General features: G+C 46.9%; 14 protein-coding genes. 11 read left to right on the forward strand and 3 right to left on the reverse strand.

Annotated features, from left to right (window positions below; genetic code table 11):
- Nucleotides 1–43: 43 nt before the first annotated feature.
- From nrdF to UL82_RS02995, 4 genes are all read left to right on the forward strand, one after another.
- The gene (gene nrdF, locus UL82_RS02980; RefSeq protein ID WP_046438952.1) at nt 44–1030 is read left to right on the forward strand and encodes a class 1b ribonucleoside-diphosphate reductase subunit beta; all 987 of its coding nucleotides are present in this window, start codon (nt 44–46) and stop codon (nt 1028–1030) included.
- 480 nt (nt 1031–1510) lie between these two features.
- On the forward strand, nt 1511–3232 hold the full coding sequence (gene ctaD / locus UL82_RS02985) for an aa3-type cytochrome oxidase subunit I (protein ID WP_046438953.1): 1722 nt from the start codon (nt 1511–1513) through the stop codon (nt 3230–3232).
- A 163-nt stretch (nt 3233–3395) separates the two neighbouring features.
- Nucleotides 3396–4667 carry a phosphoserine phosphatase SerB gene (gene serB / locus UL82_RS02990; protein WP_083966397.1) on the forward strand — a complete coding sequence of 424 codons (1272 nt, stop codon included), beginning with the start codon at nt 3396–3398 and terminating at the stop codon, nt 4665–4667.
- Between the two features lie 14 nt (nt 4668–4681).
- Nucleotides 4682–5449, forward strand: coding sequence for an aminoacyl-tRNA hydrolase (locus UL82_RS02995; protein ID WP_046438955.1), 768 nt, complete (start codon nt 4682–4684; stop codon nt 5447–5449).
- Here the strand turns inward: UL82_RS02995 and UL82_RS03000 are convergent.
- The 3 genes from UL82_RS03000 to UL82_RS03010 all read right to left on the reverse strand — a co-directional run bounded on the left by UL82_RS03000 (nt 5440) and on the right by UL82_RS03010 (nt 9385).
- Complete coding sequence (locus UL82_RS03000; protein WP_046438956.1) at nt 5440–7416, reverse strand: ATP-dependent DNA helicase; 1977 nt, start codon at nt 7414–7416, stop codon at nt 5440–5442. The two genes, UL82_RS02995 and UL82_RS03000, sit on opposite strands and share 10 nt — an antisense overlap.
- 68 nt (nt 7417–7484) lie before the next feature.
- A complete protein-coding gene (locus UL82_RS03005) occupies nt 7485–8813 on the reverse strand; it encodes a nicotinate phosphoribosyltransferase (RefSeq protein WP_046438957.1) in 1329 nt (442 codons plus the stop codon).
- A 35-nt stretch (nt 8814–8848) separates the two neighbouring features.
- Complete coding sequence (locus tag UL82_RS03010) at nt 8849–9385, reverse strand: CAP domain-containing protein (RefSeq protein ID WP_126363820.1); 537 nt, start codon at nt 9383–9385, stop codon at nt 8849–8851.
- 69 nt (nt 9386–9454) lie between these two features.
- On the opposite strand from UL82_RS03010, the gene clpS reads away from it, so the two are divergent.
- From clpS to rph, 7 genes are all read left to right on the forward strand, one after another.
- Complete coding sequence (gene clpS / locus UL82_RS03015) at nt 9455–9790, forward strand: ATP-dependent Clp protease adapter ClpS (RefSeq protein WP_395923192.1); 336 nt, start codon at nt 9455–9457, stop codon at nt 9788–9790.
- A 19-nt stretch (nt 9791–9809) separates the two neighbouring features.
- On the forward strand, nt 9810–10361 hold the full coding sequence (locus UL82_RS03020; RefSeq protein WP_046438959.1) for a DUF2017 domain-containing protein: 552 nt from the start codon (nt 9810–9812) through the stop codon (nt 10359–10361).
- Complete coding sequence (locus UL82_RS03025; RefSeq protein WP_046438960.1) at nt 10358–11362, forward strand: P1 family peptidase; 1005 nt, start codon at nt 10358–10360, stop codon at nt 11360–11362. Before UL82_RS03020 ends, UL82_RS03025 begins: the two co-directional genes overlap by 4 nt.
- Before the next feature lie 33 nt (nt 11363–11395).
- Entirely contained in the window at nt 11396–12037 is a 642-nt protein-coding gene (locus UL82_RS03030; RefSeq protein WP_046441128.1) for a rhomboid family intramembrane serine protease, read from the forward strand.
- An 84-nt stretch (nt 12038–12121) separates the two neighbouring features.
- Complete coding sequence (murI, locus tag UL82_RS03035) at nt 12122–12931, forward strand: glutamate racemase (RefSeq protein WP_083966495.1); 810 nt, start codon at nt 12122–12124, stop codon at nt 12929–12931.
- Between the two features lie 63 nt (nt 12932–12994).
- Nucleotides 12995–13762, forward strand: coding sequence for an MBL fold metallo-hydrolase (locus UL82_RS03040; protein ID WP_046438961.1), 768 nt, complete (start codon nt 12995–12997; stop codon nt 13760–13762).
- Nucleotides 13763–13773: 11 nt separating this feature from the next.
- Nucleotides 13774–14505 (forward strand): ribonuclease PH, encoded by a 732-nt coding sequence (rph, locus tag UL82_RS03045; RefSeq protein ID WP_046438962.1) that lies wholly within the window; start codon nt 13774–13776, stop codon nt 14503–14505.
- Nucleotides 14506–14508: the final 3 nt, after the last annotated feature.

Raw genomic sequence — 14508 nt, forward strand, 5'->3', positions numbered from 1 at the left:
ATTTTCCATCTTTTCTTTCCCCAATTTTGAGGAGTAAAAACCTGTGTCCGCATACGATGAGTATCTGCAATCGCATGAAAAACCAGTCAGCGCAATTAACTGGAACACCATTCCTGATGAAAAAGATCTAGAAGTTTGGGATCGCTTGACCGGTAATTTCTGGTTGCCAGAAAAAGTGCCAGTGTCTAATGATATTAAGAGCTGGGGCACTTTAAATGACCTGGAAAAGCAGACCACTATGCGAGTGTTTACTGGTTTGACTTTGCTTGATACTATCCAGGGCACTGTGGGGGCGGTCTCTATGCTTCCGGATGCGCAGACCATGCATGAAGAAGCAGTGTATACCAATATTGCGTTCATGGAGTCTGTGCATGCAAAGAGTTACTCCAATATCTTTATGACGCTTGCTTCTACTAAAGAAATCAATGAGGCCTTTAGATGGAGTGAAGAAAATGAGAATCTACAGCGTAAAGCAAAGATTGTTCTTTCTTACTATGAAGGTGATGATCCATTAAAGCGCAAAGTGGCTTCTACTTTATTGGAGTCTTTCCTTTTCTACTCTGGTTTTTATTTGCCAATGTACTGGTCAAGCCATGCGAAGCTAACAAATACTGCTGATATTATCCGACTAATCATTCGTGATGAGGCGGTACATGGTTATTACATCGGTTATAAGTATCAGCAAGGTTTGCTTGCTGAAACTGCCGAGCGTCGCGAAGAGTTAAAGGAATATACCTTTGATTTGCTTTATGATCTCTATGAGAATGAAATCCAGTACACCGAGGATCTTTACGACGATTTAGGCTGGACAGAAGACGTTAAGCGGTTCCTTCGTTATAACGCTAATAAAGCACTGAATAATCTTGGTTATGAAGGGCTTTTCCCGGCGGATGAGTGTCGGGTTTCGCCGGCAATTCTTTCTGCTTTGTCACCAAATGCTGATGAAAATCATGACTTCTTCTCGGGATCAGGTTCTTCGTATGTGATTGGTAAGGCTGAGAATACTACTGATGGTGACTGGGATTTCTAGTTTATTTATCGGTATTAGTCATATTTATTAATGTGACTAGGAAAAGTTAGTAATTATCGGCTCCTTTGTAGATGGCGTCTACGGGGAGCCGATTATTATTGGCGATTAAGGGTTTTGAAGCCTGAAATGACATCTGGTTCATCCTTTGGATTGATATCTGTTGGGGGAAGTGAACCCCTAGAAAAAAGGTGTTTTCGTTAAAAAGTTGCCTAAAAAACTATGGCAGAGATCACTCCCAGTTGGGGGTTTTTATCATTAAACAGGGTATTCGTGCGTGTTAACGCAGTATGGTTGAAAAAATAGTCATTTTATACCCGTTGAACAGGATAGATTGTTACTAAGCCGGTCTTTTAGGAAGCTGGTATGAATTTTCACACTGACTTAAGATAAAGCAGTGTAATTTTCGGATATTTTTCTGTGTGCATATTCCTAACCGATTTTCATGCATGCGCATAATGTCCCAATAGTCAGGAGGAACGTATGACCGCTGTGGCGCCAAGGCAGGAGAATTACTCCGCGCCTACTAGGCCCGCACCCGCTGGGCATGGCCGTAAAGGTTCTTTGGCATGGCAAATGCTGACCACGACCGACCATAAACTACTTGGCATCATGTACATCGTGATGTCATTCATCTGGTTTTTTGTTGGCGGCCTGATGGCTTTGCTTATCCGTGCTGAGCTTTTTACACCTGGGTTGCAATTCTTATCTAACGAGCAATTCAACCAGTTGTTTACTTTGCATGGAACCGTGATGTTGCTGGCATTCGGAACCCCAATTGTATGGGGTTTTGCAAACTACATTCTGCCTTTGCAAATTGGTGCTCCTGATGTTGCCTTCCCACGGTTGAATGCATTTGGTTTCTGGATTACCCAGATCGGTATTGTTGCTATGTTGGCCGGCTTCTTCACTCCTGGTGGCGCTGCCGATTTCGGCTGGACAATGTATCTGCCACTGGCAGATAGCATCCACTCGCCAGGTATTGGCTCTGATTTCTGGATCGTCGGTGTGGGTGCAACTGGCGTGGGTACGATTGCTTCTGCAATTAATATGATTACTACCTTGCTGTGTCTGCGCGCACCAGGTATGACCATGTTCCGCATGCCAATTTTCTGCTGGAACATCTTCGTGGCATCAATTATTGTGCTGATGATCTTCCCATTGCTTACCGCAGCTGCGCTAGGCGTGCTCTATGACCGTAAACTCGGTGGACATATTTATGATCCAGGCAATGGCGGTGCCGTTTTGTGGCAGCATCTCTTCTGGTTCTTCGGGCACCCCGAGGTATATGTTCTGGCGCTACCATTTTTTGGCATCGTATCTGAGATCTTGCCGGTCTTTAGCCGCAAACCAATGTTCGGCTATATCGGTCTGGTTTTTGCTACTTTGTCCATCGGTACTCTTTCCATGGCAGTGTGGGCACACCATATGTTCGTTACCGGCGCTATCTTGCTGCCTTTCTTCTCCTTTATGACCTTCCTCATTTCGGTTCCTACCGGTGTGAAATTCTTTAACTGGTTGGGCACTATGTGGCGTGGACACATCACTTGGGAAACCCCAATGCTATGGGCAGTAGGTTTCTTAGTTACCTTCCTCTTTGGTGGTCTGACCGGCATTATGTTGGCTTCCCCACCATTGGATTTCCACATCTCTGAGTCTTATTTCTTGATCGCACACTTCCACTACACCCTCTTCGGTACCTTGGTATTTGCTTCCTGTGCAGGCTTGTACTACTGGTTCCCTAAGATGACCGGTCGTATGTTGGATGAACGCCTAGGTAAAGTTCACTTCTGGCTTACTTTCATCGGTTTCCACGGTACCTTCCTGGTTCAGCACTGGGTAGGCAATATGGGTATGCCACGTCGTTACGCTGACTATCTAGAAACCGATGGTTTTACCATTTACAACCAGATCTCTACCGTCTTCTCCTTCTTGCTAGGCATGTCGGTTATCCCACTCATTTGGAATGTATTTAAATCCTGGCGTTACGGTGAAATCGTTACTGTGGATGACCCATGGGGTTATGGTAACTCCTTAGAGTGGGCTACCTCCTGCCCACCACCACGGCACAACTTCACTGCTATTCCACGGATTCGTTCGGAACGTCCTGCTTTCGAATTGCACCACCCACACATGGTGGAACGCATGCGCCGAGAAGCACACGTTGGTCACCACACTGAACCAGTGACTAAAAAGCCAGAATAGGCGGATCTTTTATAACAAGATTATTTCTTGCTGACTATTAAAATAGCGACCGGGTTTGCAGTATTAACGATAAACCCGGTCGCTTTTGCTATACCAACATTTGTTATGAGCAGGAACTAACAAGGTTTCAACTTATTTAAAAATTCATGTAAAGATAGAGCACGTGACCACGAATTTAGCTTCACAGCCTAGTGTAACTTTAGCCAAAGGGCTTTTCCCGGCAGTAGTAACCATCTCCGGTACCGACCATCCTGGAGTAACCGCTGTCTTTTTCCATGTTTTAGCCATAAATGATGTTCAAGTACTGGATGTAGAACAGTCGCAATTTAGAGGATATCTCTCCCTAGCGGCCTTCGTTGGAATTGATCCGGTCCGTTACTCAGAGCTTGTTGAACGACTCGAAGAAACCATGAATTTACATGGGATGAGCGTGAGCGTAGAAAAACAAGAAACCGCTTTATCTTCTCGCCCGCGTTCAACTCATGAAATTGTTCTTTTAGGTGATCCTATTACCGCAAGAGATATTTCGCGTATTGGACAAACCCTTGCCGATTATGGTGCCAATATTGACACTATTCGTGGTATTGCTGATTATCCGGTGACTGGACTGGAGTTAAAAGTAACCGTGGCTGATTCAACTCCTGGTGGAGCAGTACCATTGCGTAAAGCCCTAGCTGGTCTCACCCAAGAACTTGGGATAGATATCGCTATTGAACGTGCTGGTTTACTCCGCAGATCCAAACGGCTTATTTGTTTTGATTGCGATTCCACCTTGATTACTGGTGAAGTTATTGAAATGCTTGCCGCCTATGCCGGACGGGAAGAAGAAGTCGCCTTAGTTACCGAACGGGCTATGCGTGGCGAGTTAGATTTTGAGGAATCGCTACGCGAGCGGGTTAGAGCACTTGCTGGATTAGATGCAAGCGTTATTGATAAGGTTTCCCGTGAAATTAAGCTCACCCCAGGAGCACGCACAACTATTCGCACCTTAAAGCGCTTAGGTTTTAAAACAGCGGTAGTCTCTGGCGGTTTCATTCAAGTTCTTTCTGGACTGGCCGAAGAACTCGAACTAGATTATGTGCGTGCCAATGTTTTAGAAATTGTTGACGGAAAATTAACTGGCCGTGTTATTGGAAAAATCGTCGATAGGGTAGCAAAAGCAGAGCTATTAGCAGAGTTTGCCGCTGATTCTGGTTTACAGATGCATCAAACTGTCGCCGTCGGAGATGGTGCTAACGATATTGATATGATTTCCGCAGCGGGACTAGGGGTTGCTTTTAATGCAAAGCCGGCCTTGCGTGATGTTGCTGATACTTCGGTTAACTCACCTTTCTTGGATGAAGTGCTGCACATGTTAGGTATTACCCGCCAAGAAATTGAGACTGCCGATGAGCAAGCCGGGGAACTATATCCACGCACCCCACTTATTGGATAGGAAAACTAGGCAGCATGGTAGCGAACAATACACGGGATGTAGCTGATCTAGCAGCAATACGTTGTGCTTATGATCGCCTAGTAACAGCATGTGCGCAGCGCTCATGGGAAAATGACCCAGAAGATAAAGCCATTCCAGAAACCATCCAAGCAATGCAGATTGCTATGCATGTTCCTAAAAATGATCCACCGGCAAGCACTGATATACTTGCCGCCACGGCAAAAGCAGTGCTTGCGGTGTGCCTAGATCCACGTGCTGGTACTGATAGTGCATATGCGCAGGCACTGGACATGTGGTATCGCCACCGGATTCGCAAGGTAGCTAGGCGAGCACGCAATTCTGCTTGGGATAATGTACAGCCGTTATCAGGAGTTACCGCAACGCATAATGAAGCACAAGCACGGGCATTTGTTCCTAGCGCAGTGCACCGCATTCCAGCAGAGCTTAAAAAGTTACAAATTCGCGGTACTGATCTTGCTCTAGCCTCGATAGCACCTATTGATACTAGTTGTCCAGCACTTATTGTAGATCGTGGCTTGGGTATGACTGCCGGAAAAACCGCCGCTCAAGTGGGCCATGCTTCAATGCTATTGGCGGCGCAAATGAGTTGGAATGATGTATACGCTTGGGTGCAGCAAGATTTCTTTCTTAATGTGTATGAGCTTGATACCGCCGATTTCCATACTTATGTTCAGCGCACTGATGCGGTGGTTGTCCGGGATGCTGGTTTTACCGAGGTCGCGCCCAATTCGGCAACAGTATGTGCTATTGCTTATCCCTGAACTAGCCGCTTGAGCGCAGCAGTAACTACTCGTGGATCAGTGGTGCGCCAAAAGTCTGGCATCGAGTTAAGTAAAAAAGTACCATAGCGCTTTTCGACGAGCCGTTTATCCATGACTGCGACCACCCCCTTATCGGTGGTTTGACGCAGTAAACGCCCAGCACCTTGTGCCATGAGTAATGCTGCATGAGTCGCTGCCACCTCCATGAAACCATTACGTCCTTGAGCGTCAGCAGCTTCTTTTCTCGCTTGGAGTAACGGATCATCGGGACGAGGGAATGGAATTTTATCCATAATTACCAATGAACATGCAGAACCGGGCACATCAACTCCTTGCCATAAGGTGAGCGTGCCAAAAAGACAAGAGTTTTCATTTTTGGAAAAGTTCTCAATGAGCGTGCCAATAGCATCATCGCCTTGACAATAAACGTCGAAAGGCAATCGCGAACCAAGTTCTTCTTTGGCCTGTAAAGCTGCGCGTCGAGAAGAAAATAAGCCGAGGGTACGTCCACCGGAAGCCATAATGAGCTCATACATTTCGGTGAGGGTTTCTTTAGCTAAACCATCACGACCAGGAATCGGAATATGAGTGGGAGTATAAAGAATGCCAGATTTTTTAGGATCAAAAGGCATTCCCACATCAAGGCTCTCCCAGCTTCCTTTGTGTAGCCCCCAACTAGCGGCCAAGGCAGTAAAATTGCCTCCGATACTTAACGTCGCAGAGGTCAAAATCACCGTATTTTCTTGGAAAAGGTGAGTATGCAATAGTCCAGCAATAGAAAGGGGTGCGACTTTAAGATGCAGCCCTTGTCGTTCATTTTTTGATAACCACACCACATCAGTTTGTTTGGTGGGATCAGTTTCTTTAAAAACTTCCAGGATCCGCACAATAGAGTCATGCTGATCACTGAGATGATTGCTCAAACTACGTCGCTCAGCGAAACGCTCGGGATCATTAGCCTCTTCACCCTCAGGTGCACTAGACACCTCGTTTTTTAGACTCCATAATGCATCGCGCAGCGCAATAAGCTGGGTGGCCAATTGCTCTGGTAAATGAGTCAGACGCCCTTCATCGACTGCCTCCATGGAGTCTTCCCACTCCTGTGCAATCTCAACGAGGCGTTCATCGCGTTTCGACGCTTGAAGCTTTTTCGCACGAGTGGCCGACATTTTTAATGTTAATAAGCCAATTTCATTGGTGGAGACCGCAGTAATCCGTCCATCTAATTCATGCGCTTCATCGACGACTACAACATCATGTTCCGGAAGTACATTGACCTCAGATAAGGCATCGATGGCCAAAAGTGCATGATTTGTTACCACAATGTCTACTTCGCGTGCTTTTCTTCGCGTCTGCTCGGCAAAGCAATCCTCACCATGAGGACAACGACTAGCGCCAATACATTCTTGTGCATTGACACTGACCTGCCGCCAAGCATTATCAGGAACACCTGGTACCAGGTCATCTCTATCACCGGTAGAAGTTTTTTCAGCCCATTGATATACCCGTTTGATATGTGCACCGAGCGAAGAGATGGTCTCTTCGTCGATAGGCAATTGCTCCTCATTATCCCACCGGGTACTTATCCCAAGTTTATTTAAGCAGAGATAATTGGCGCGGCCTTTCATAATGGCAAAGGTTGGTGGGCGACTAACCACAGGCGTTAATGCTTGTGCTAGGCGTGGCAGATCACGTTCAATAAGCTGACGTTGGAGCGCAAGAGTAGCCGTAGAAACAATCACTGTGGAATCGCTGGCCTGAGCATGACGAATAGCTGGAACTAGATACGCCAAAGATTTACCAGTACCAGTACCTGCTTGCACCGCCAGGTGGCGTTTAGCTTCTATAGCGTGAGTTACCGCTTTTGCCATCCTCACCTGATTGGTGCGGGTTGCCCCGCCCAAAGATTTTACCGCTGCAGCAAGTAATTCAGTGGTGCTATGACTAAGCGGGGCATCAGTGCTCATAGACAGTACTTTTCGATGGTGCGACTGTTATACATAGACAATCCATCATAGAAGGCAACATATAAAAGTTAGAAAGAACGTTGAAAATTCAGAAAACGGGTACTAATTGCTGGCTCCCCCTTGCCTAAAGCAAGTCCCTCCCAAGGCAAGGTAACAAGTTGTTGAGCAAGATACTCCCGAGATTCATGCAAGGTAGGTAGGTTTGGAACAATCTTGCCATCACGCATGAGCTCAACAGTAAGTGCACGCGATTCTAGCGTCCCACTATGTGGTGCTTCTTCGGCAAAGGGGAAAATAATTTCTTCGACCGCTGTGCCAGTAGCCCGGTGGGTACGAATAGCTCGCTTGGTACCACCAATGGAATCCTTATTCCGGGATCGTTTAGCCACTGGATGGCCATCAACCTCAACTAATTTGTACACCATAGAAGCAGTAGGGGCACCAGAACCGGTAACTACTGACGTGCCTACCCCAAATGCGTCTACTGGATCACCTCGTAAACCAGCGATGGCATATTCATCGAGATCGGAACTGACCACAATACGAGTATTGTATGCACCTAGTTCGTCGAGTTGCTGGCGTACTTGTCGAGTCATTGGTCCTAAATCACCAGAATCAATACGCACTGCCCCTAATTGAGTACCGGCTACCTCTACTGCTGTCTTTACCCCATTGGCGATGTCATAAGTATCAACCAATAATGTAGTATCCACGCCCCAGGTTGTTACCTGCGAACGGAAAGCTGCTTCCTCATTCGCCGAACCGTCATCATTGACATGCAGTAGTGTCCAAGCATGTGCCGCAGTACCAGAACCTGGAATGCCATAACGAAACATGGCCTCCATATTTGAGGTACCACTAAAACCTGCCAGATAAGCAGCACGTGCTGCTGTAACAGCTGACATTTCATGTGTGCGCCTCGAACCCATTTCGATCAGGGGACGACCATCAGCTGCGGTAACCATGCGGGCTGCTGCAGAAGCAATAGCCGAGTCGGCATTCATAATTGATAAAATAAGCGTTTCTAAAATAACGCATTCGGCGAAAGTACCCCGCACAGTCAGAATAGGAGAGTGCGGGAAATAGAGTTCACCTTCCCGATAGCCGTCAATATGGCCGCGGAAACGATAAGAACGCAGATAATTCTTGGTATCTTCATTAAGGAAATCAAGAATGGCGAGTTGTTCTTCGCTAAACACAAAATTTTCGACGGCTTCAAGTACTCGCCCAGTACCGGCAACAATGCCATAACGGCGTTCATTAGGTAGCCGACGGGAAAAAACTTCAAAGCTGCATTGGCGGTTGGCAGTGCCATCGGCAAGTGCAGATTGCAACATGGTGAGTTCATACATGTCGGTCAATAATGCCGTGGAGGCAAATGCACGAGTGGTATTCATTTTATCTACCTTATAGTGAATGAGTCGACGAGCGGTTAACTCAACCGGATAACAGCATATGTATTACCAGCTGCACTAGCTACGCCAATCCCATAGTGGGAGTAAGAATTTTTTGCCAGTTGTTCCCAGCTACTTGGATCATTACGCCACTGCGTTAAAAAGGTGGTGGCGCTGGCTTGGTCGTTACTTAATCGGGCGCGCAGGGTAGTTGCGTTTGCCGCAGCGTCAATAAACCGACCGGAAGTAGCCATGGTGGTGGCTAGTCTTTGTGCTTCATCTTCAAGGGTGGGGTCGAAAGAAGAAACATGTCCAGCTTCTGCATACATCAGTAAAAGGCCTTCATTTAATGCAGCCTGGATGCTAGAAGACTCGGCGAAATTTTCTAATGGATAGTGCGGATAAATAGGTGCTGGTTTTTCTGTTTCAGAAGAGCCGTTGTCGCTGTTATTAACTGCAATACCCGCTAAAACTCCTGACACTACAACGATAATGGCCGCCAGAACATTGATAAGGTCTTGCGGGCTGGTGGTGAGCAGGCGATCCAATTTCAGCGCAGAAAAAATCTTCCACATAACAAATAAGAATAATGAATTCAGCAACGGTACGGGAAAACTTAGCTGTTTCTCGCTAGGCTAAACGTTATGAAGAATCACCCCTTCCTTGTTGATGCTTGGGAAGTTCAGTGCGCGATGCCTGCCCCCGACCTTGATGAAAAGGTCGAAATTGAGGTAGCCACGAGCGAGAACTTGCCCTGGATGTGCATCGTATGGGACGATCCCGTCAATCTTATGAGTTATGTCTCGTATGTCTTTCAAACTATTTTGGGCTACGACAAAAAACGTGCCATTGAGCTAATGATGCAAGTACATACTGAAGGTAAGGCCGTAGTTAGCACGGGCGAAAAAGACAAAGTCGAAGGCGATGTAAAGAAGTTGCATACAGCAGGCCTATGGGCAACGATGCAGCAAGCGGGATAGAGAAAGAAGAAAAATAACCATGCACGCATGGAAAAAGAAAAAGTCCTTCATGCGCGGTGCACGTTACCACTGCACGCTAGAGCCTATTGAACGAGAAATACTCGGTAATCTTGCTGCAACTATTGCAAATGCACTTATTGCGCGCGCGCAGTCTGCGCCAAAAGATGAGCTAGCAGAATTAACTGGAATGCCCAGTGGACATAAAGATGGACCTACCGATGCTGGTCTGGCTCGGCTGCTACCGGATTTTGAGCGTGATGGTGATGAGGAATATGAAGGCGATAATTCGCTTTTGCGTTCCCTACATGAAAATGACATCACGCGGGCAAAACTAAATAATTTGCAGGTTATGATTAATGCTCTTGGCCCCGATGGCTCGGTGGATGTGGAGCTAGAAGAACCCGATGCGCATGCTTGGCTAGCTGCAATCAACGACATTCGACTGTATTTAACCGCAAGCGATATTCATGGTGCTGAATCAGCTAGTGAAGATCGAGATAACCTTGTGGATTGGTTGGGATATAATCAAGAATCCCTTTTAACCGCCATGATGGGTGAACTAGAGCTATGACCAGTGAGCTTTTCGACGCTCGTCAAGGGATAAGTGCCGTACCCGGAATTACGATTGGGCATACTAGCTTAGGAGACACTGGGTGCACAGTAGTTCTTACAAAAGAATCAGCGATTGCCGCTGTGGATGTGCGTGGTGGCGGACCTGGTACTAGAGAAACTGATTTATTAGCACCGTATAACACGGTAGAAAGAGTTCATGCGGTATTGCTATCGGGTGGTTCTGCCTATGGTCTTGCCGCAGCAGATGGAGTGATGCAGGCTTTAGAAGAAGCAGGTGTCGGTTTTCCGGTATTAGGTAAAGACAAACCAGGTCCAATTGTGCCAATTGTTCCTGGCGCGGTGATTTTTGATCTTTTAGTTGGCGATCCCACTCATCGTCCAGGTGCTGTTGATGGTTATAACGCTACCCAAGCGGCGTTAATTGCCGGGCACAAGCAGGAAGAAAAAGAAGCGTCGAAAAGCCTATTTAATGCTAGTACCTCGATAGGTGCTGGTTGTGCGGCTACTGCGGGCGTATTACGCGGCGGTTGTGGCCAGTATGCGATGCAGGTGGGACAGTATGTTATAGCGGCAGTGGTGATTGCGAATCCAGTAGGAAATGTGGTTGATCCGGATACTGGGCGGTTATGGGCAGACCCGCACTATGGCGTGGATCTGGCGAAGTTCATGTCCCTAACAGCACTACCAACAAAGCTAAACACCACCATTGGTGTGATTGTTACCAATGCTCCGGTAACTAAATCGCAAGCGAAGCGCTTGGCCATGGTGGGACATGATGGAATTGCGATAGCTGTTCGACCTGCACATTCGCCACTAGATGGAGATACGCTGTTTTGTTTATCTACCGGTGATGGTACGGGGGTGGATATACCAACGATGCAAGCCTTATCGGCAGCTGCTGCGCAGGTAGTGGCACGTGGAATTATTGCGGCTGTTATTGGGGCTGAACCAGGTTTAGGTTTGACCGCCTTTAGTGAAATTGAGCTGCTAGGATCATAAAGCATTATGAGTTATACACAACAAAGTTTTGGTATGCCCTACCCGCATCCTGCCCCACAACCGGCTCAGGCAACCAAAAGCCAACGTTTTCGCACTGGCTTTGCCTTTGCTTTTGGCTATCTTTTTGTGATCTGGATAGTGCAGATCATTAATGTTGTGATCTTCGATTATGCCCTGCATTATTTTGGTATCCATCCACTTGATATTTCTTCGTTGTGGCATATTTTTACCTCTCCACTGATCCATGGTGATTTTTCCCATCTGATTGCTAATTCGGTGCCAGGGGCAATTTTTTGTTTTCTTATTGGTTTATCCGGTAAGCGAGTTTTTTGGGAAGTTACCCTTATTACTGCAGTAGTCGGTGGCTTAGGTACCTGGTTATTTGGTGGGATAGGCACTAATCACATTGGTGCTTCGGGTTTAATTTACGGTTGGTTGGCCTATTTAGTCGTGCGCGGTATTTTTAACCGCAGTTATTCTCAGGTTGGCTTGGGCGTTGTGTTGGCTTTTATTTATGGTGGGCTAGTTTGGGGTGTACTACCAGGTGATCCAGGGATTAGTTGGCAAGCTCATCTTTTTGGTGCCCTAGGTGGTTTAGGTGCAGGTGCTTTTATTACCTCTGATGATCCACCAGCACTTCAAGCAAAGCGGGCGAATAAGCAGTTGCATCGTTAGTAAGGGACACAGGTGAGTGTGAATACAACACAGAATATATGTGATCTTCCAGGATTGGATACAGAAGATATAGCTGCTTTAAGTATGCGCACACCGAGTGCCCCGATTGGTATCTTTGATTCCGGAGTAGGTGGACTTACCGTCGCTCGGACCATTATGCAGCAGTTACCACATGAGTCAGTGATTTACATTGGTGATACTGCACATAGCCCGTATGGTTCTTTGCCGATTGCGCAGGTACGTGAACATGCTTTGGCTATTGCTGATGAGCTCGTTGAGCGAGGAAGCAAAATGCTTGTTATTGCTTGTAATACCGCTTCGGCAGCATGTTTACGTGATGCTAGAGAACGGTATAACGTTCCGGTGGTCGAAGTTATTCAACCCGCAGTGCGTAGAGCCATAGCGACCACGCGAAATGGAAAAATTGGGGTAATCGGTACTGAAGGAACTGTGAAATCAGGAGCCTACCAAGACCTCTTCGCAGTGAATCCACAGATTCACGCTTATGCTCAGCCGTGCCCGCAATTTGTGGATTTTGTTGAGCGCGGTATTACTACGGGACGTCAGATTCTTGGCATTGCAAAAGATTACGTTGCACCCCTGCAAGCTGCGGGGGTAGATACATTGGTGCTTGGTTGTACACATTATCCGTTGCTTACCGGAGTTATTCAGTTAGCCATTGGCGACCAAGTAACTTTGGTGTCCTCATCTGAGGAAGCCACCAAAGATGTGGTGAAGTATTTAAGCGCTATTGATCTTTTAGCTACCCCAGAAAATAACCCCGAGCCGGTACATGTTTTTGAGTCAACAGGTGATCCAGAACTATTTACGCAGTTGGCTAAGCGATTTTTATATCCATATGTGACGCATGTCGAAAAGTTTGGCCAAGTGTAATTCTCACCTAGCGGGCGTCAAAAATGTTTCATTGAGCCAAGACCCATGGAAGACTAGTCCTCTATGAAGGTGACGATCCTTGGATGTTCTGGAAGTCTGCCAGAGCCTAATAATCCCGCATCGGGGTATCTCCTTGAGCCTATCGGTGGGCTTCCGGTGCTTATGGATATTGGTTCTGGTGTATTAGCTAAATTAGAGAAAGTAGCTGAGCCCTCTCAGGCACATGTTGTTCTTTCTCATTTGCATCCAGATCATTGCTCTGATTTTCCTTCGTTATTGGTATGGCGGCGTTTCCATCCCACGCGGGCAGCGCAGGGACGAAACTTTTGCGTAGGGCCGAAAGACTCGCCGGTCCATTTGGGTCGGATGAGCGCAGAGCGTATCGACGAAATTGACGATATGAGTGATACTTTCGCCTTTGAGCCTTGGATAGCGCATGTTCCGCAAATGATTGATGGAGTGACTATCACTCCGTATCCAGTTATTCATCCCATTGAGACTTATGCGTTGCGGGTTGAAGATCATCATACGAAGCAGATAGTGGCTTATTCGGGAGATAGTTCGTATACCGAAGAGCTTATTGACTGCGCGAAAGACGCCGATATTTTTTTCTGCGAAGCTACGTGGGGTGCAAGCAGTGAAGGTAAAGCAGAGAATATGCATTTATCTGGGGGTGAAGCCGGTAAGATTGCGCGCCTAGCTGGAGTAAACAAGCTGGTATTAGTGCATATTCCACCATGGGCAGACCTTGATGCAACTATAGCGGCTGCACAGGAAGAATTTACCGGTGAGATTATTATTGGACGTGCGGATATGAGTTTTGAGCTCTAAGCTTAGTCCTTATGACAGATACTTTTAGCCGGAAAGACCATCGCGCAGTCGATCAAATGCGCACTGTAAAAATCACTCGTGGTTTTACCACTAACCCTGCTGGTAGCGTACTGGTGGAATTTGGCAACACACGGGTGATGTGTACCGCTAGCGTGAATTATGGTGTACCACGGTTTAAAAAAGATTCTGGTGAAGGATGGCTTACTGCTGAATATTCGATGCTTCCAGCTGCCACTCATGAGCGTATGCCACGAGAGTCAATGCGCGGAAAAGTAAAAGGTCGTACTCATGAGATCTCTCGCCTTATCGGACGCAGTTTGCGCGCGGCAGTTGATCTTAAACAACTTGGTGAAAACACTATCAATATTGATTGCGATGTATTACAAGCCGATGGTGGAACGCGCACCGCTTCAATTACCGGTGCTTATGTTGCACTTGCTGATGCTATTGCTCATTTGAATGCTGCCGGGGTAGTACCAGGTAATCCCTTGCTGCCGCCTATTGCCGCAGTCTCAGTTGGGCTTATTGATGGTCAGGTATGTCTGGATCTTCCTTATGAAGAAGACTCACGTGCTGAGGTAGATATGAATGTCATTATGACTGAATCTGGCAAATTTGTTGAGATTCAGGGTACCGGTGAACACAATACGTTTGATCGTGAGCAGCTAGCGCGCATGCTTGATTTCGCCGAAAAAGGTTGTCGGGAGCTTATCGTTGCGCAAAAAGCTGCATTGGGTTGGTAGGAG

This window comes from Corynebacterium kutscheri (assembly GCF_000980835.1).
In the GTDB taxonomy this organism is placed as follows: Bacteria; Actinomycetota; Actinomycetes; order Mycobacteriales; family Mycobacteriaceae; genus Corynebacterium; species Corynebacterium kutscheri.